Source organism: Brevibacillus parabrevis, from assembly GCF_022701015.1.
In the GTDB taxonomy this organism is placed as follows: domain Bacteria; phylum Bacillota; class Bacilli; order Brevibacillales; family Brevibacillaceae; genus Brevibacillus; species Brevibacillus parabrevis.
The window spans coordinates 1,696,482-1,712,878 of sequence record NZ_CP064090.1; the positions used below are offsets into that span (position 1 = coordinate 1,696,482).

Here is a 16,397-nt window from a genome sequence, read left to right on the forward strand (position 1 = left end):
GGTGGAAGGTAAAAAATTCAGCTTGTTTGATTTTATTTACAAATACGGTACAGTCGCAGTAATTGTGATCGTCATGCTGTTGTTCAGTCTGACCAATCCGTATTTCTTCACGTACGACAACATCACAGACATTTTGCGTTCCATCTCGATCGTAACGTTCGTCGCGATTGGCGTTACGTTTTCACTGATTGTCGGAGGCTTCGACTTGTCTGTCGGTTCGACGGTGTCGTTGACCACAGTCGTTTCGGCTTCCATGATGGTCTGGTACGAGCAGGGCGTGTTTGCCACTTTGGTCGTCCCGATCGCGCTCAGTCTGATTGTCGGATTGGTCAACGCTTTTCTGGTCGTCAAAATCCGCATTCCCGATCTGCTGGCGACACTGGCGATGCTGTACATCGTCAACGGACTTCATATGACTTATTCAAAAGGCTACTCGATTTACGCCAACATGCCGTTGGAAGACGGTTCGATGGCTCCGGGGAAATTCCAGGAATGGTTCCTCTGGCTCGGACAAGGCAAAATTTTATCCCTGCCTGTTCCCGTCATTTTGACCTTTTTATTGGTCGCGGTCACACACGTCTATTTGGCGTATACTCGCCAAGGGCGGATGCTGTACATGACGGGCGGCAATCTGGAAGCGGCGCGTCTCTCCGGCATTCCCGTGAATCGCTATCGCACGCTCGCTTATGTGTTGTCTGCCCTGTTCGCCGGACTGGGCGGGATGCTTCTGGCAGCGCGGATCGGTACGGGCCAGGTGAGCAGCGGCGGCTCGATGCTGATGGATGCAGTGGCGGCGGCGTTTGTCGGCTTCTCCGTTTTCGGCGCGGGCAAGCCGAACGTATTCGGTACGTTCGTCGGCGCGATTTTGATCGGGGTGTTGCTGAACGGCATGACGATGCTGAACGTGCCGTATTACGCCTACGATATTATTAAAGGAACGGTACTGGCGCTTGCTCTTGCGGTGACGTACTATCAGTTGCGCAGGAAAAGAAAAGCGTAAAACATGGCTGTACAGGCAAGGCAGGGAGCTGCGGGAATGCAGGCATCCTGCCTTTTTCTTTTCAATAAAATGGAAAATGTTTCACATGCAGCATCCCTCCGCTATAATACTCTGGGGGGATATAAGTGATCCATTATAAGACGTACATACGCGGAGATGCCTATGAATGGGTAACCTTCGTCCACGGGGCGGGCGGCAGCTCATCCATCTGGTATAAACAGATCAAAGCTTACAAAGAGCATTTCAATATTCTCCTCGTCGATTTGCGCGGTCACGGCAAGTCGAAGCAGCATATGGGGAAGCCCAGGGCTAAATACACGTTTGAAGACATCAGCAAAGATATCATTGAGGTGCTCAAGCACGAGAACATTGCTTCCACTCATTTCGTAGCGGTGTCGCTGGGCACGATCATCGTCCAGATCATCGCCGAGCTTGCGCCGCAAAAAATACGCTCGATGGTTTTGGCGGGAGCCGTGACGAAGCTGAACTTGCGCTCGCAAATCTTGATTGCGCTGGGCAATCTCGTCAAGCATATCGTTCCGTACATGTGGCTGTACAAGCTGTTTGCCTGGGTGATCATGCCGCGGGAACGCCATCGCGAATCCCGCTCCTTATTTGTCAGAGAAGCGAAAAAGCTTTGTCAAAAGGAGTTCAAGCGCTGGTTCAGGCTGACGTACGGAATCAATGCGTTTCTCGCGGGGCTGCTGACGAAAGAGCCTGCGATTCCCGCGCTGTTTATCATGGGAGATGAGGACTATATGTTTTTGCCCTCGGTCCAGTCGTGTGTAAGCCGCAGAAGGCACGCCCAGCTTTGCATGCTGGACAATTGCGGCCATGTCGTCAATGTGGATCAGCCGGAAGAGTTCAATCGAGTCTCGATCGGATTTATCAGGCAGCAGGCAGGGGGAGGACAGTACGTGGTCAGTCCGGCCTAGCGCGCCTGGTTTGCCGTTTGGTTCAAGCCTTTGGCATTTGCGATTTGCGCGGAAGTGTGTTCCAATAAATGGGAGCGGAGCTGGAAATAGATTTTGGCCATATATTTAATGAAGGGGGAAATGACATGTCGATTCAAAATGAGCACGATTTGCTCGCTTTGCAGCGGATCGGGAGAATCGTGGCAGAAGCGAGAGAAGCGATGCTGCAGGCCGTTCGGGCGGGGATCACGACAAAAGAGCTGGACCGGATCGGCGGCGATATTTTGGCGAAGTACGGCGCGCGCTCCGCACCCCAGGTGACGTACGACTTCCCCGGGCAGACGTGCATCAGCGTGAATCATGTCGTGGCGCACGGGATTCCCGATGGAACGGTATTGAAGGAAGGCGACATCGTCAATGTCGACGTTTCCGCAGAGCTGGAAGGTTACTTTGCGGATACAGGCGCTTCGGTTGTCGTGGGACAGGGAGAACCTGTGAAGCAGGCGCTGTGCAAATGCGCAGAGGAGTCGCTGTACAAGGCGCTGGATTCGGCCAGGGCTGGCTCCAAGTTGAGCCAGATCGGGCGCATCGTCCACAATGAAGCGAAGGCAAAAGGATTTACGGTCGTCAAAAACCTCACAGGCCACGGCATCGGCAAAAGCTTGCACGAGGAGCCGACGGACATCCTGAACTACTACGACAAATGGGACAAACGGCTGCTGACGGACGGGCTTGTGCTCGCTGTCGAAACGTTTATTTCCACAGGAGCCGAGTATGTGCAGGACGGGAAGGACGGCTGGGCTTTGGTGACGCCGGACAGAAGCTACACCGCCCAGTACGAGCACACCGTCGTCATAACGCGCGGCAAGCCGATTATTTTGACGGCTTGAGCGTTTTTTTTCACCGCGCGCGGTGATTTTGCGAGCGTGAACAAAGAGAGGAGGCCCTATTGCGCTGATAGGGTCTTTTTTGTGTGAAAAACGTCTCGACGTTTTTTATGAAATGGGATGTGAGCGCTTGCGGTCAACGAAACGGTCATGACCGTTTTGCTTTGGGAGAAAAATTGCGAGAATGAGCAAGAATAACTTGCAGAATAGCCAAAGATTGTATATTCTTTGTATAAGAATATATGTTCGCATTTGCTGGGAGGTTCCTTTTGATGAATCGATGTGGCTGGGTGAATCAGGACCCGTTGTATTTGGATTATCACGATCAGGAGTGGGGAGTGCCTGTCTACGATGACCGGCTGCTCTTTGAATATTTGAATCTGGAAGGCGCGCAGGCGGGGCTGAGCTGGTACACGATCCTGAAAAAGCGGGAGAACTACCGCCGGGCTTTTGACAACTTCGAAGCGGCAAAGATTGTGCAGTACGACGAGGACAAGATCGAGCAGCTTTTGCAGGATGAGGGCATCGTGCGGAACAAGCTGAAAGTCAGGGGCGTCGTCAAAAACGCTCACGCCTTTCTCAAGGTCGTGGAGGAGTTCGGCTCCTTTTCCAGCTACATCTGGTCGTTTGTTGGCGGCAAGCCGATTCACAACCACTTTCAGGAGCTAAAAGATGTGCCTGCCTCCACCGAGATCAGCGACAAGCTGAGCAAGGATTTAAAAAAGCGCGGGTTTACGTTTGTCGGTTCGACGATCTGCTATGCGTTCATGCAAGCAGTAGGGATGGTAAATGACCACGTGAAGACGTGCGATCTGTATCAAAAAGACTAAAGCACAGGCAATGAGAGGAGGAGCAGACATGAATGCGACTGATCTTTTGATTCTGAATTTCGAGGAAGTCAGACGCCGCAGCATCAAGGTGTGGAGGGCGATCCCGGAAGACAAGCTGGATTGGAAGCCCGACAACAAAGCGTTTACTTGCGGGGAAATGATCCGGCACGTCATCGAGGGCGAGTTTTTGTACCATCAGATTTTGATTCAAAGAGGCAGCTCCGCTCTGTCTGCTCTGCCGAATCCGTATGACACCAAGCCGTTCACCTCGATTGAGGAAGAGTTGGCTTTTGCTAAGCCGTATCGGGACGAGTTTCTCGCCTTTGTCAAAGAGTTGGACAAAAGCGACCTGGAGAGCATCCGCATCGACCGTTCCGATGTCGGGTACGTCAGAACGTTGGGCGACATGCTGCTCCGGATTGCGTACCATGAATCGGTTCATACCGGGCAGTTGCTCGATTACATGAGGACGATGGGAATCGAACGTCCGAACATTTGGGATTGAGTAGAACGGAAGAAGCTTGGGGAATAACGCAAAAGAGCCAGCGTTCTCTGCATCGGGAGGAGACGCTGGCTCTTTTGCGTTTTTTGCGCACGGCTTTTCAGCTATGCATGGTGGATGGCGTGGTTGGGAACGCTCAGGCAGAAAGGCAGCAAGAAAGCATTACGTAACCAACGAAGTATGAGAGTGGTGTACTTTTTGAGTTGTGGCTATCGTTCAAAGCACGGTTCTTTTCCAGAGAATCGCGCTTCTTTTTATGCGGAATTTTGCAATAAATACAGGGGCATTTAACCCCGTTCGATCAAGAAAAGTCAAGGAAAAAAATGATTGGAAATAACTTGAACTGAAATGGATTGTATGAGATACTTGTACTAACAAAGAGAACAAACGTTCCTGTCTATCTTTTAGGGGAAGCAAACTATCTTATTTCCAAAAATGGAATCAGGCAAGGAGTGAGAGTATGCAAAAACAAGCGATAGGCCGTATCGGCTGCATAGGCGAGAGTTCTCATTGCCGAGTGCGCAGAGGACGGTCAGGAGAGTGCAAAGCGGTACTCACGAGCCAGTTCCCTGTGCTCTCCCCGAAGAAGAATCTCGTTTTGGCAGGCGAATGGACAAGCACGAAGCTCAGCCGAGGAAGCACGATCAGAGAGCGCCTATTGATTCAAAGTAAGGATGGGCAGCGATGATGTCGATGGATTATGTCCAGGTGCTCGCTGTGGTCGTTTGTTTTCTCGTGTTGGTAGTGACGTTCAAGCATGTCGATTTGCAGATTCGCATCAACAACATTTTGGATGTGCAGTTGAAAGCGAACAAGGAGAAAGAGAAGGAGGCAGAACCGAGTGAGAAAAAAATCGATCCTCCTGTCCATGAAAAGCAGCATCCGCAAGAATAGTTGAGGAGTCGGCGCTGTCCTTTGTTTCCATATCATTCCATGGGGGAAGGGGATTTTTGCAGAGATGATACAGGCAGCATTGATCGTTGCTTGCGCCCTGTTGGTCGGAGTGATCATCGGGCAGAGCATTTTAGCAGAAAAGGTACGAAAAAGATAGATAGCAGCAAAACGAAACGATGTATCTCTACAGCTTTTACGAGAGAACGAGGGGGAAAGAGAATGACGACGACAACTTTGATCAGTAAAGACATGTTGATGGAAGCGGTGTGCGAAGGTTGCCCGGCGACGTGCTGGGGGAAGCGGACGCATTGCCAGGTCCATGACCAGCATATCGGCAAAATTGAATCGTGCCCGGAGTGGGACAGATATTTGCAGCAGCAGCAAGCAAAGCCAGCACGGCCGATTCAGAAAGAGGCGAGTAAACAACGGGAAGTCCGCTTTGATTTGCACGAGTTGGCTCCAGCCCTCTCTGTTTTGCAAAAGACGGAAGAAGAAATTCGCGATTACAGCTACATGCAAATCGAGATTGTTCGCATTCAGCGCTATTTGCGGGAAGCCGGGGAAGGCATGGTCAGCCAGTACGGATTGGATTCAGCCATGCCAAAAGGCCAAGGCTCCCACAGCGACAAAACACACGCGGAAGTCGTTCGCCGGGAACGGAAACAGAAGCGGCTGCAAAATTTGCAGGACAAAATCGAGCGGATCAACAGAGCGGTAGAAACGATTCGCAGCGAACAGGAGCGCCTGATTGTGGAAGCGCTGCTGGATGGGGAGAAAAACAATTTGATCGCCAAAGCGATCGGGGTGTCCCGCCAACGCTACTACGAGATTAAGCGGAGTGCTGTGCTGAAAATGGCGTGGGCGATGTACGGGGATGAAATGCAGCAGACGGGATGAAAAAGCGAAAAGTGAATACGCAGAAGATGCGAGAAGCTCGATTTTGGCGCGACATGCCAGGATCGGGCTTTTTTTCTGGAGCTGGAATGAAGTAGCTGGAATCGTTGAAAGAGCTGGAACGATCTTCGAGCGGCTTTTTCCAAAAGGGCGGGCGAATCACTGGCTAACAAGGCTGACAAGAGCTGACACTCCCTGACACTTACGTGAAAAATCCATTTTGATCCGCGCAAAAGGTTATAATGGACTCAAGCGAATCAAGTAAGAGACACAAGAAGCCATCTGGTCAATTGCCAGGTGGCTTTTCCTGTTCGCTAATCCGACGAAGGAGGGAGCTGGCATGTGACAAACAGCAGGCAAGCAGTGCAACCAAGGGAGGTGGGAGGATGGAGGATCGCGAGTTGTCCGTTCTTTCCGAACTGATCGGGGAAGCTTATCCGCAGCTGGCAACGGTCGTCAACGTCGACGACTGGATGGCTCAGCGTTTTTCCGCACCGGCCGCGTTTTTGCTGACGCAAGGCATCGGGGAGACGGGCAGGAGCCATGCTTCCTATCAAGTGCAGTCAGAGGCGTGGATCGTGCTGCATTATCCGAAAACAGCTGGCGTGTACCAGAGGCTGTCGGACGAGCCGCTGCGCCAGCTTTTGCGCAAGTCGCAGTACAGCTATCGCGGTACGGCGTCGGATTTGTCCATCGACATCGACAGCTCGACATTGCGAATCTGGCGGGATAAGCGGGATCGCACGGAAATTGCGTTTCGGTTTACGTACGTCGTCACGGTGCCGAAAGCGGCGGAAGCGACCATCAACGAATTTGAGATTGAGGAGGGACGTTCCTAGTGGCAAAAAAAGAGCAGCAACCTGATGTTGTGAAAACAAAACAGGAGTGGATTTTGAGCGCCGCCTATCTGGAAGCCGAACGGTTCGAGGTAGCAGGCGCTCTTTTTATGGCGGCAGACAACGAGCAGCTGTCGGAAGGGCAAGTAAAAAATCGATTGACCAAATACAAAGGCGGGGTGTAAGCATGACAATTCAACGTGAACGGCCGGGCGTAACGGTCGAACTGATCGCAAAGGCAAAAGAACGAGTAGTACCAAAGAGCGGTGTTGTTCTGGTTCCGTACCAGGCAGAGTGGGGAGCGCCGGATGAACTGGTGAAGCTGGGCAGCTACGAGGAGCGCATGGCGCAAACGTTTGGCAAAGCGGATACGGTCGAACTTGCGGCAGAAGGCGGGGCAACCGTCCTGGCGTATCGCATGACGAACGGAACAGCGGCGAAGGCAGCTTACGAGCAGGCGAATGCCGTGCGGATCGAGGCGCTTTATCCGGGATTGCTGGGCAACGACTTGCGCGTCGTCATCGTCGCTTCTACTTCCGAGCCGGGCAAAAAGGAGCTGCAAGTAAAAGGGCCGCTGCAAACCGAGAAGTTTTCGTTTGCGGATGCAGATGAGCTGGTGGCGAAAACAAGCCAGTCGCTTTACGTGCGCGTGAAAAAGCTGGGCGATGCGGCGATTGCCGTAGCTTCCGAAGCGAATTTGACAGGCGGCACCAGCGGGACAGCGCCACTCTCGGCAGCGGATTCCAGCAAGCTGTTCATGGCTGTTTCCGGTGCGGATTTTGACGCCATGTACTTGCCGTTCGACGATGCTTCCGTGCAGGCAGCGGCCAAGCAGTTTATGAGCGATCGCCGCAAGCTGGGCAAAAAGCTGAGCACGCTGGTCATTGGCGGCAAGGCTGCGGACGATGAAAACATGGAGAAGCATGTGGAGCGCTCTGTCGCGCAAAATGCCCGTTATGTCGTCAATTGCGCCATCGCTGGCCAGCACAACAATGGAAACACATACGGCAGCCTGCAGTGGGCGGCATGGGTAGCGGGCATGATCGCGGCGACGCCTGCGCACGAATCGTTGACGGCGGTTGTCGTGCCGCTGAAAAAAGCGCTGAAAGACTGGGGCCACACCGACATTTTGCAAGCGCTCAGCTCGGGAACCTTGGTCGCCACCCGTGACGGCGAGGTGTACATCATCGAGAGCGCCGTGAACACGTTGGCTGTTTTGGGTGCACACGAGCGGGAAGATTACGGCAAAATCCGCGTCAGCATGACGCTCGACCAGATCGTCAACGACATCAATGCAGTCGGCAAAAAGTACAAAGGCAAGCTGGGCAACAACGACCTGGGCGGTGCGGTGTTTGTGTCTGCGGTCAACGCTTATTTGACCGTGCGCGAGCAGCAAGGCGCGATTGAGACAGGCTGGACGTTTACAGACAAAAAGAACGGAAACGGCGATCGCCGCGGCTTCCTGCTGTCGGCCAAGCCATTGGATGCAATCGAATACTTTGACATTGACTGGGAGGTGCTGTAATTGGCTATTGCACGCGATATCAAACTGAAAAATTGCCAAGTTTACGATGAAAATGGAGATCCGATCTACGGAACACTGGAGGGCAAGATGGTCCTCAAGGTCGAGTACGGCGACACCAACCGTCTGCAAAAAGGGAAAATCCAGACGGTCAATGACTGGCATGTAGAAGTCACGCTGAAAATTACGGCTACCAACGCCGCTTTGAAATACTACTGCGTCGAGCAATTGACCCAGGGTAAAACGCCTGTGCTGCCGTTTTTGATTGGAGAGACGCTGGACAAGGAAGCGGGCAACTCCGAGCGCGTCCGCATTTCCAACATCGTGTTGAATCCGGAAGAAATCACGCTGTGGGAAGCGAAGGCAGACGGCAACGATCACGCTACCTACGACCTGAAAGGGATGTCCATCGACAAGCCGGACTACCTGGATGAATTGCCAGCTTACATCGAATAGGAGGAAGAGACATGAGCAAACTGCAAAAATATTTGGCAAAAGCGAATGAACAAGCGCCGCGCAAAGAGGTGGTTGTCGTCATCGACGGCGACGAATGGAAAGTGCGCCAACTGAACCTGTCCGAGCTGCGCGAATGCGAGCGCATGGCAGACAAGGGAGAAAAAACGGACTGGTTCCTCTACAACGACGCCCGAATCGTCAAGGCGACCGAGCATGAGTTTCCGTGGAACCAGGAAGAGCTGAAAAAGGCGTACAAGGCCGGAACGAAGTACGAGCTGGTGGAGAAAATTTTCCGCGACAATCCTGAGGGATACAGCAAGCTGCTCCAGGCAGTGCGCGATGTAAACGCAGGCCAGTCGGAAGAAGAGGCCATTGAAGAAGCAAAAAACTGATCCGATCTGACGGAGAGGCTTGGCACATGTGCCGCGCTTTTTTAAGAGGCCGGGGCCGTCCGTCGGATCTGTTGGAGTACGATGTGGACGCGTACAAGCAAAAGCTGTTCGTGATGGCTTGCCAGATGGTCGAGCTGGAAGATGAGGAAAGGGCCGGGTGAAGGGGCTTGGCTTTTTCCGATCCCGCTTTAGGATATAAAAGGAAGTTGGATGACAGTTAAGACAGGAGGTGAAATGAATGGCAACAGATGCTGCTAGATTGAAAGATACGCGTTCGGAAATGAAGCGCATGCTGCACGAAATGGGCGCGATGACCAAGGAAGTAGGCCGAGCAGGACGGGAAATGCAGAGCATGACCAATAAGCTCTCCGCAGGACTTAGTCGAATGAAGAGCGACGTTCAGAAAGTCAGGGCCAGCATGGATGAGCTGAACAAAGTGAAGCCCAAAGTCAAATTTGTAGACATTGCCCCCAAGTTTGACGACATGAAAAAGGAGTGGGCCAACTTAGGGGGACTCTGGAATGGTGTTGCTTTTGGCACATCGATGGATGGAGTCAAAACGGAAGCCAAGGCTGCGGGGCAAGAGCGGGCTATTTATGCAGGCAGTGGAAAAAGCGCTGCGGAAATGAAAGTTTTCGAAGAGATGGCCGCGAAATTGACAAGGCTCAATCCTTATCTGACCGAACCCGCGGCGATGGCTCTGATTGCAAAAAGCGGGAACGTCGATCCAAAAATGGTGGAAGAGGCAGCAAGACTGGCTGTCACGACTCGTCTTGCCGGGGAAGAAAGTGTAAGAATGATGACAGCGATTGGCGCCGCAACACAGGCTGATGCCAAACCTGAACAACTGGCGAATGCGCTTCAGTATATGAACAATGCGGGAGCAGGCAATCTTAGCCTCAAGCTGGTAGATTCCCTCGCGCAATTCAACACAGCGAATGGCAAAATGCTGAATACCCCAGAGAAACTGGCTGCCGTGGTCGGAGAAATCAGCCAGCTGTCCCTGAATAGCAAGGAGTTTGGCGCCCTGTTGATCAAGGGTCAGGAATATAACGCCAATGGTGGACTTGTACAGCTTCTTGCATCCAAATACGAAAAGCAAATTCAGGAGTCTGACCCGGAAAAGAAACTAACCGACGAGCAGAAAAAAGCCATGGCACAACAAAGAGCCGAGGAAGATTCCAAAAGGCTTGCTATAGGGCTGGCTTCTACAGACAAAGACGAGCAGCGAATCGCATTGGGAAAAATGATGATGCTGATTGCTGCCTCTTCGAACGCGGCGGAACAGCAAAAAGCCATGGCCAGTCTGGGCGGCGATTCGGGAAATATTGTGGAGAAGACGGTCAAGATTGCCTCCGGCGATATGAAGCCAGAGATGAATAACGAGGTAGATAAAGCATATGCAGCTTCATCCCAGGCCGACCTGTTTTTTGCTACGCTTCAGGCTCAGGCAGAGGCGAAGCATGAGGCGATGGACGCGATCGGAAAAGTAACTAGCGATTTGTCGGGTGTCACTGCGCTGGTCTCCAAAACAGCTGCACTTTTCACCGGCTGGTTCAACAGTTGGGATGAGACGGTAAGGAAAGGTGCCGTATATATGGTAACGGCTGTGACCGTCATTTTGACAGTCGGTGCCCTTGCAACAAACATCTGGACGAAAACGAAAGCTTTTTTCACTACGGTAGGGGGGCTTATAGCCAGAATAGGCAAAAAAGGAAAAGCAGCGGAGGAAGAAAAACCGCTCAATCCGGATGCAGGAGGAAAACGAGAGTGCTGCTGCTGTTGCTGCTGCGACGGTTCTGGCGCAGGTGGTAAAAAGGGGAATAAATCCAACAATAAGGGTAACAAAAAAAATAACAGCAATAAAAACAGGAACGGGTCGAACAAGTCTGCTGCTGGTAATGAAGCGAACAAGCAGACGGGAGGCAAACGCAATGCAACCGCAGTTGGTGCAGTCGCAGGCGCAGCTCCTCTTGGCATCAGTGCAGCTGTGCCAGGTGCTTCTCCTCTAGACATGATGCCTGAACTGCCGGACATGACTGAACTGGATAGTGGCGGCCGAGAGAAAGCGGATAAAACCGAAAAAGCCGGAGGAAAAGGCTCCTGGAAAAAGATCGCGAAGGCAGGATTGAGAAGGGTACCGCTCGTTGGAACCTTGCTCGGTGTTGCGACAATCGCCGGATCGGAAAATAAAGTGGATACGGCAGCACAAGTAGGTGCAGAAGCGCTTGGTGGATGGGGAGGCGCAGCTGCTGGCGCGGCGATGGGAGCTGCTGTAGGCTCCATTGTTCCGGGACTTGGGACAGCAATCGGAGGAGCGATCGGCGGCATCATTGGTGGCTTCGGAGGTTCTATGGCGGGAGGCGCGATCTATGACACAGCAAAAAATTGGTGGCAGAACAGGTCGCTTGCGAAAGAAGGAGATACAGCACAAAAGCAGCAGCTTTTCGGAAAGGAGCGGCGCAGGACACGCGCACCTCAAGCAGCGCCGCAAAGGTCAACTGCCCCTGCCTATTCACCAGCAGGAAATCCGAATGCAAAAACACAGAGCGTCTCCTTGACGATCCCACAACTGACAATTTCTTTGCATGCGGACGGTGTGCTGCAAGATATTCCGACGATGCTGAAAATGCTCAATGATCCAACTGTCAGCCAAAGAATCAGAGCGATCATCGAGAGGGCACTGTTGGACGCGCTGGAGACAAGAGGAGGAGTGGTGACATGATTCGCATGCAAGGCAAATACACACTGACATTCCCGGTCACTCCAGCCGAAATCCAATTTCGCGGCTACGGTAACGATGTCGAAGGCACCACGTCGATCACGTTGCTCGCCGCCAATCGCATCTCGGCCAGACGTCCGAAATCGATCAGTTTCGATTTCTTTTTGCCGGGAGACATTACAGCTCCTTACATCGAGGTCAAAGGCTACCAAGGTCCGAGACCGTGGCTTGCCGGATTGGAGCGGTTGACAGGATCAGAGGTGCTGCTGACGATCGACGAGTTGAATCTCGCCTGGAATGTGCTGATCGGGCCGTGCGATGGCAAGTTTCAGGGGAAAAACGTCGATTTTCACGGCTCGATTGAGCTGCCGCTGTTTGTAAAAGACGAATTTATTACCTGGAGCAACCAGACGCAGCTTCTCTCCCCTGGCGCCGTCATCTCGCGGCAGCAGCCGGCTCGTCCCAATACGAGCGGCAAGGTAGCGAAAAAGACGAAGAAGCAGAAGGCGATGACTCAATCTGCTGGCAGCAGCCGGGCTGAGGACATGCGCATGCGGATTCAAAAAAAGCTGGAAGACGCACACGGATTTTAACGGAGATGATGAGATGAAAGTCATATATGGGAAGGAACAGACTCGATATGACCTTTCCCCGGCTGTCACAGAGCTGTCCTGGTCATCGTCCCGCGGGCAAATCGCCGGGCAGTTGAGTGTGCAAATCAAGGAAGCCCCGCCCCTGCAAGCGGCGGGCTTTTTGATGCTCTTTTCCGGCGATCAGCTAAAAGAAGCGCAGCAAATCTTCCACGGTCCGCTTGTCCGCCTCGATCGCGACGATCGGACTGGGGATTTGTCCGCGACAGCTTACGAGCTTGGCTGGTATTTGCAAAAAAACGAAGTCTCCCGCATCAAGCTGGACGGCGATGCCGGAACGGAGCTGGCGCGAGTCATCAAGGCGGCGGGCGTGAACATAAGCTGCCCGCCTTTTGGCTTCACGACCAAAGAGCGCATTGCTCCCCAATCATATACGGCTCTGTTCACATCGCTGACCGAGCAAGCGTACGAGAAAACAGGCGCCCGCTATTTCGTGCAGTACCAGCGCGACAAGCTGACCGTTTTGCCGGAGGGGGCAAACCCGATCGTTCCGCTGTTCAAGGCAAGCTTGCTTTCAACAAGCTCCACAGGCGAGAGCATCGAGGATGTGTACACGGTGGTGACAGCAGAGCGCTATCAGGACGACAAGGTGGCGAGCAGTGCGACGAAAGCGAACGAGAGCCTCGTCAAGCAAATTGGTCGCATGCAAAAGGTCATCGACGCCGGGGAGGACAAAAATGTTGCCGCTTTGGCAGCGAAGCAGCTTGCCGAGCTGTCCAAAATCCCGCTGACAAGGTCGATCTCGGTCCGTCATGAGGACGAGCAGGCGGCAAGGCTTCGCGCAGGCTGGCTGATCAAGATCATGGAAAAGAACAATCAGACCATTACCGATTGGATCGTCACCAGTTGCAACGCTCACTGGAAAGGCGGGCAATACACAATGGATCTGCAACTGGAAAGGAGGACGTAACCATGCAATCCGTCATTGCAAAGCTCAGGGGATATACACAGGACGGGCTGGTGAACACCCGAGGGGAGTTCGGACAGCTTTTGTCGCTCACGCCGTTGTCCGTCAAGCTCGACGAAGACCCAACGCCTTTGGAGCCGGATGAAATTGTCGCCTTGCGCTCTGCGGAGTTGCGCCAGGAGGACGTAGGGAAAAAGGTTGCCCTGCTTTCCTGCACGAACGATCAATACCTCCTGCTCGGGGTGGTGGAATGATGTTTCCCCAGTTGACGGGCACGGAAGACATTTTGACGGCGCAAACGGACGAGCCGATTCCCTGGACGTATCAGTTCGATTGGGAGACGAAGCAGTTGAAGCAAGGGCCAGATGGCCGCTATTTGCGCACGAGAACATATGCAGAATACTTGCAGGAGACGGTGCACAAAATTCTCCACACCCGCCGCTTTCGCTACGCGATTTACTCGGAGCGGTACGGGGTGGACTTTTTGGCGGAAAAAGGCCGGATGCGCTCCGGTTTGTCATTGCCGACGATCAAGGCGCAGACCGAGGAAGCGCTGGAGGCACACAGCGAGATTGAGCGCGCTGTCGTGCAGGACATTCGCTTTGCGAGCGGCCGGGTCATTTTGCAACTGGAGATAGAAGGAACAAGAGGCACAACCCGATTGGAGGTGGATGCATGGCAACGATAGACAGACCTGAAATGCCGATTTTGCGGGAGACGCCCGAACAGATTTACCAGCGGATCGCGAACCGGATGGCTGTGCTCGCGCAGAAGCGCGGGGAGACGCCGCCGGCTACGGGAGAGGGGGAAATCCACTACGATTTGGCCTACCCGATTGCCGAAGAGCTTAGCGAGCAGCAGCAGCTTTTGGAGTACGGCTTTTTGCAAGCCTTTCTTCCTTGGGCAGACGGTGAATATTTGGACGCGTCAGGCGTCTTTTTCGGCCTCCCTCGCAACGAGGGAGAAACTGACGATGCCTATCGCAAACGTTTGCTGGATCGGGCGCGCTCCGAAGAAGGCGACGGCCGCCGCCAGGACTATGAGCGCTGGGCGCGAAACGTTGACGGCGTAGGCGGAGCAGTCGCTGTAGAGAAAGCGCGGCACGATCTGTCGATTGATCTGTACATCACGGATGCGAGCGGTCAGCCCGCCACGGAAGAGCTGGCGAATACTGTGCGTACCAAGCTGGAAGACAAAAGGCGGGCTTTGCACGAACTGCGGGTGCTGCCAGCCAAGGTTTATCCCGTTTCGATTGCAGTGAAGCTGGCGCTGCGCCCCGATGCTGAGCAGGCGAAGATCGAGGAACAGATTGCTGCCCAAGTGAAAACGTATTTGAAAGGGCGTTCGCAGATCGTGTACCAGCAGATCGGGGCGCTCTTTTTCGTGGACGGGGTCGTCGACTTTGCGGATTACACGCTGAACGGCCAGGAAGCCAATTTAACCGTGCCTGCTGACTCTGTCGCTTCGCTCGCTTTGGCGGTGACGACATGATCCCAGAACGCTACAGGCAAATGTTGCCGCCGCAATGGTACGAGAACAAGGTAGCGGAGTATCATTTCGAAGGCGCAGCAACCGCAGTCGATGCTTTTCATGCGGAGCGGGAAGACGTTTTGCGGCAGTTCCATCCGTGGTCAGCGACCTGGGGGCTGGATGTTTGGGATTGGATTTACTTTGGTCAAAAGCAGTTGCTGGGTGTTGAGGAGCGGCGGAAAAATATAAGGCAGAAGCATTGGGCGTACCTTGGCTTTACTCCAGGTGTATTGCGGGCGATTGGCTACAGTTCGTCAGCATTCAAGCAGGTACGAATGGTCGAGGATTTTGAAAAGAAAGTGATTCGGTACGTTTACCCGATTGAGGATCGATTCGATACAAAGAACGCCGTTCAGGCTGTCGAGAAGATCAGGCCCGTTCATTGCAACGGGGTTGCATTTGAGCCTGTGTCGCTGGAGAGAGTTGAACTTCGGGACGTGCTGGTTGTTGGAATTAAAGAGTACCACAAGGTCAGCGAGTTTCGTGTAGGGATGACCCCAATCAAACGATACGAGGAGGTGGTCAGATGATTACGCACAGTTATCTACAGACTATACGAAACGACCTGTTGGCGCGGATAACGGGAGGCGATATCCTGCTGAATAACACTGTTTCCGTCCCAATCCATGCTGCATCTATTTCGCAGCATCCGACTGCGGGTGTTCATGATGCAATTGCCTTAGAGGTGTCGACGCAGAACGTCACCAGCGTTTCGGTTATCACTAATGCAAAAATCCGAACGAGTACAGGGGTAGTCGTCGCAGAAAAGACGGCCACTATTGAAATGAACGGTGCGCAATTCGTGAACCTGACTTTCGTTGTCGATGTGAGAGGAGGGGCGTAAGATGTCATACAATGCCAAAATGGACTGGAAACAAGATGACCCAGTAACGGAAGTGGACATAAACCGTTGGGAACAAGGTATCGCGGACGCTCACGCTGCTATTGCAGTGCTCACCGCTGATGTATCGAACCTGAAAACTCGCGTGAACGTTATCGAGAGCACGTTGCCGGAAAATTTCTTGCATAACCACTTCAAGGATGATCTTTCTACGATTATCGGGATCAAGGTGATTCGGGGTTATTACAACAAGGCGCAAAGTAGGTTGGAGGTATAGCGGAGTGCAAACGAAGAATGCAAAAACAGGTGCTCAACCGAGTAGCTTTTGGAAAGGGGGAGGAACGTGGCAATAAAGTCAATTTCTTATCCAGAGAGTACCTCTCGATCACAAACTCAGGTACTAAGATTGCCAAATCTCAAGAAGGTAAATACAGTAACTGTAAATACAGGTGCAGTTTCCTATTCGTTAACTGGCAATACACTAACCTTTACGCTTACAAACGGTGCTGTTAGTCGGACAGTTCAAACAGGAGGGAGTTATATTCCCGCTGACTCGAAGACTGTGAAAACTGCGGAGACGGGGCCAGTTGATGAAGCTGGTTATCATTCTATGCCTAACT

General features: G+C 52.9%; 22 protein-coding genes. All 22 read left to right on the forward strand.

Annotation, left to right across the window (positions count from 1 at the left end; translation table 11 throughout):
• Position 1 precedes the first annotated feature (1 nt).
• The 22 genes from IRJ17_RS08085 (at position 2) to IRJ17_RS08185 (ending at position 16,054) form a co-directional block, all read left to right on the forward strand.
• Positions 2–1,000 carry an ABC transporter permease gene (locus tag IRJ17_RS08085; RefSeq protein WP_122963766.1) on the forward strand — a complete coding sequence of 333 codons (999 nt, stop codon included), beginning with the start codon at positions 2–4 and terminating at the stop codon, positions 998–1,000.
• Between the two features lie 125 nt (positions 1,001–1,125).
• Positions 1,126–1,935 carry an alpha/beta fold hydrolase gene (locus IRJ17_RS08090; RefSeq protein ID WP_173597650.1) on the forward strand — a complete coding sequence of 270 codons (810 nt, stop codon included), beginning with the start codon at positions 1,126–1,128 and terminating at the stop codon, positions 1,933–1,935.
• 125 nt (positions 1,936–2,060) lie between these two features.
• On the forward strand, positions 2,061–2,804 hold the full coding sequence (map, locus tag IRJ17_RS08095) for a type I methionyl aminopeptidase (RefSeq protein WP_122963768.1): 744 nt from the start codon (positions 2,061–2,063) through the stop codon (positions 2,802–2,804).
• 269 nt (positions 2,805–3,073) lie between these two features.
• Entirely contained in the window at positions 3,074–3,631 is a 558-nt protein-coding gene (locus tag IRJ17_RS08100) for a DNA-3-methyladenine glycosylase I (RefSeq protein ID WP_242774201.1), read from the forward strand.
• A gap of 28 nt (positions 3,632–3,659) precedes the next feature.
• Complete coding sequence (locus tag IRJ17_RS08105; RefSeq protein WP_122963770.1) at positions 3,660–4,136, forward strand: DinB family protein; 477 nt, start codon at positions 3,660–3,662, stop codon at positions 4,134–4,136.
• A gap of 681 nt (positions 4,137–4,817) precedes the next feature.
• Positions 4,818–5,027: a hypothetical protein gene (locus IRJ17_RS08110; RefSeq protein ID WP_063231744.1), complete on the forward strand. Its 210-nt coding sequence runs from the start codon at positions 4,818–4,820 to the stop codon at positions 5,025–5,027.
• Positions 5,028–5,246: 219 nt separating this feature from the next.
• The gene (locus IRJ17_RS08115) at positions 5,247–5,924 is read left to right on the forward strand and encodes a hypothetical protein (protein WP_229049757.1); all 678 of its coding nucleotides are present in this window, start codon (positions 5,247–5,249) and stop codon (positions 5,922–5,924) included.
• Positions 5,925–6,307: 383 nt separating this feature from the next.
• A complete protein-coding gene (locus IRJ17_RS08120) occupies positions 6,308–6,760 on the forward strand; it encodes a hypothetical protein (RefSeq protein ID WP_122963775.1) in 453 nt (150 codons plus the stop codon).
• Positions 6,760–6,942 (forward strand): hypothetical protein, encoded by a 183-nt coding sequence (locus IRJ17_RS08125; protein ID WP_122963776.1) that lies wholly within the window; start codon positions 6,760–6,762, stop codon positions 6,940–6,942. Before IRJ17_RS08120 ends, IRJ17_RS08125 begins: the two co-directional genes overlap by 1 nt.
• A gap of 2 nt (positions 6,943–6,944) precedes the next feature.
• Positions 6,945–8,282, forward strand: a complete 1,338-nt coding sequence (locus tag IRJ17_RS08130; RefSeq protein ID WP_242774205.1) for a phage tail sheath subtilisin-like domain-containing protein — start codon at positions 6,945–6,947, stop codon at positions 8,280–8,282.
• Entirely contained in the window at positions 8,283–8,735 is a 453-nt protein-coding gene (locus tag IRJ17_RS08135; RefSeq protein WP_063231751.1) for a hypothetical protein, read from the forward strand.
• Between the two features lie 11 nt (positions 8,736–8,746).
• On the forward strand, positions 8,747–9,127 hold the full coding sequence (locus IRJ17_RS08140) for a phage tail assembly chaperone (protein WP_122963778.1): 381 nt from the start codon (positions 8,747–8,749) through the stop codon (positions 9,125–9,127).
• Positions 9,128–9,153: 26 nt separating this feature from the next.
• Positions 9,154–9,288 (forward strand): hypothetical protein, encoded by a 135-nt coding sequence (locus IRJ17_RS28120; protein WP_255679189.1) that lies wholly within the window; start codon positions 9,154–9,156, stop codon positions 9,286–9,288.
• A gap of 77 nt (positions 9,289–9,365) precedes the next feature.
• The gene (locus tag IRJ17_RS08145) at positions 9,366–11,852 is read left to right on the forward strand and encodes a hypothetical protein (protein ID WP_242774207.1); all 2,487 of its coding nucleotides are present in this window, start codon (positions 9,366–9,368) and stop codon (positions 11,850–11,852) included.
• Entirely contained in the window at positions 11,849–12,442 is a 594-nt protein-coding gene (locus tag IRJ17_RS08150; RefSeq protein WP_242774209.1) for a hypothetical protein, read from the forward strand. Before IRJ17_RS08145 ends, IRJ17_RS08150 begins: the two co-directional genes overlap by 4 nt.
• 13 nt (positions 12,443–12,455) lie before the next feature.
• Positions 12,456–13,409 (forward strand): XkdQ/YqbQ family protein, encoded by a 954-nt coding sequence (locus IRJ17_RS08155; protein WP_173597644.1) that lies wholly within the window; start codon positions 12,456–12,458, stop codon positions 13,407–13,409.
• A 2-nt stretch (positions 13,410–13,411) separates the two neighbouring features.
• The gene (locus tag IRJ17_RS08160; protein ID WP_173599379.1) at positions 13,412–13,660 is read left to right on the forward strand and encodes a hypothetical protein; all 249 of its coding nucleotides are present in this window, start codon (positions 13,412–13,414) and stop codon (positions 13,658–13,660) included.
• Positions 13,660–14,094, forward strand: a complete 435-nt coding sequence (locus IRJ17_RS08165; RefSeq protein ID WP_173597642.1) for a DUF2634 domain-containing protein — start codon at positions 13,660–13,662, stop codon at positions 14,092–14,094. The genes IRJ17_RS08160 and IRJ17_RS08165 overlap by 1 nt, the downstream gene beginning before the upstream one ends.
• On the forward strand, positions 14,082–14,897 hold the full coding sequence (locus IRJ17_RS08170) for a baseplate J/gp47 family protein (protein ID WP_242774212.1): 816 nt from the start codon (positions 14,082–14,084) through the stop codon (positions 14,895–14,897). The genes IRJ17_RS08165 and IRJ17_RS08170 overlap by 13 nt, the downstream gene beginning before the upstream one ends.
• Complete coding sequence (locus IRJ17_RS08175; protein WP_242774216.1) at positions 14,894–15,466, forward strand: hypothetical protein; 573 nt, start codon at positions 14,894–14,896, stop codon at positions 15,464–15,466. The genes IRJ17_RS08170 and IRJ17_RS08175 overlap by 4 nt, the downstream gene beginning before the upstream one ends.
• Positions 15,463–15,780 (forward strand): hypothetical protein, encoded by a 318-nt coding sequence (locus IRJ17_RS08180; protein ID WP_122963786.1) that lies wholly within the window; start codon positions 15,463–15,465, stop codon positions 15,778–15,780. The genes IRJ17_RS08175 and IRJ17_RS08180 overlap by 4 nt, the downstream gene beginning before the upstream one ends.
• A 1-nt stretch (position 15,781) precedes the next feature.
• The gene (locus IRJ17_RS08185) at positions 15,782–16,054 is read left to right on the forward strand and encodes a hypothetical protein (protein WP_122963787.1); all 273 of its coding nucleotides are present in this window, start codon (positions 15,782–15,784) and stop codon (positions 16,052–16,054) included.
• Positions 16,055–16,397 lie beyond the last annotated feature (343 nt).

Bases quoted from the DNA above. Each gene is read 5' to 3' on its own strand.
- map (WP_122963768.1), top strand. From the start codon at position 2,061: ATGTCGATTCAAAATGAGCACGATTTGCTCGCTTTGCAGCGGATCGGG.
- IRJ17_RS08100 (WP_242774201.1), top strand. From the start codon at position 3,074: ATGAATCGATGTGGCTGGGTGAATCAGGACCCGTTGTATTTGGATTAT.
- IRJ17_RS08105 (WP_122963770.1), top strand. From the start codon at position 3,660: ATGAATGCGACTGATCTTTTGATTCTGAATTTCGAGGAAGTCAGACGC.
- IRJ17_RS08110 (WP_063231744.1), top strand. From the start codon at position 4,818: ATGATGTCGATGGATTATGTCCAGGTGCTCGCTGTGGTCGTTTGTTTT.
- IRJ17_RS08115 (WP_229049757.1), top strand. From the start codon at position 5,247: ATGACGACGACAACTTTGATCAGTAAAGACATGTTGATGGAAGCGGTG.
- IRJ17_RS08120 (WP_122963775.1), top strand. From the start codon at position 6,308: ATGGAGGATCGCGAGTTGTCCGTTCTTTCCGAACTGATCGGGGAAGCT.
- IRJ17_RS08130 (WP_242774205.1), top strand. From the start codon at position 6,945: ATGACAATTCAACGTGAACGGCCGGGCGTAACGGTCGAACTGATCGCA.
- IRJ17_RS08140 (WP_122963778.1), top strand. From the start codon at position 8,747: ATGAGCAAACTGCAAAAATATTTGGCAAAAGCGAATGAACAAGCGCCG.
- IRJ17_RS28120 (WP_255679189.1), top strand. From the start codon at position 9,154: ATGTGCCGCGCTTTTTTAAGAGGCCGGGGCCGTCCGTCGGATCTGTTG.
- IRJ17_RS08145 (WP_242774207.1), top strand. From the start codon at position 9,366: ATGGCAACAGATGCTGCTAGATTGAAAGATACGCGTTCGGAAATGAAG.
- IRJ17_RS08150 (WP_242774209.1), top strand. From the start codon at position 11,849: ATGATTCGCATGCAAGGCAAATACACACTGACATTCCCGGTCACTCCA.
- IRJ17_RS08155 (WP_173597644.1), top strand. From the start codon at position 12,456: ATGAAAGTCATATATGGGAAGGAACAGACTCGATATGACCTTTCCCCG.
- IRJ17_RS08160 (WP_173599379.1), top strand. From the start codon at position 13,412: ATGCAATCCGTCATTGCAAAGCTCAGGGGATATACACAGGACGGGCTG.
- IRJ17_RS08165 (WP_173597642.1), top strand. From the start codon at position 13,660: ATGTTTCCCCAGTTGACGGGCACGGAAGACATTTTGACGGCGCAAACG.
- IRJ17_RS08170 (WP_242774212.1), top strand. From the start codon at position 14,082: ATGGCAACGATAGACAGACCTGAAATGCCGATTTTGCGGGAGACGCCC.
- IRJ17_RS08175 (WP_242774216.1), top strand. From the start codon at position 14,894: ATGATCCCAGAACGCTACAGGCAAATGTTGCCGCCGCAATGGTACGAG.
- IRJ17_RS08180 (WP_122963786.1), top strand. From the start codon at position 15,463: ATGATTACGCACAGTTATCTACAGACTATACGAAACGACCTGTTGGCG.
- IRJ17_RS08185 (WP_122963787.1), top strand. From the start codon at position 15,782: ATGTCATACAATGCCAAAATGGACTGGAAACAAGATGACCCAGTAACG.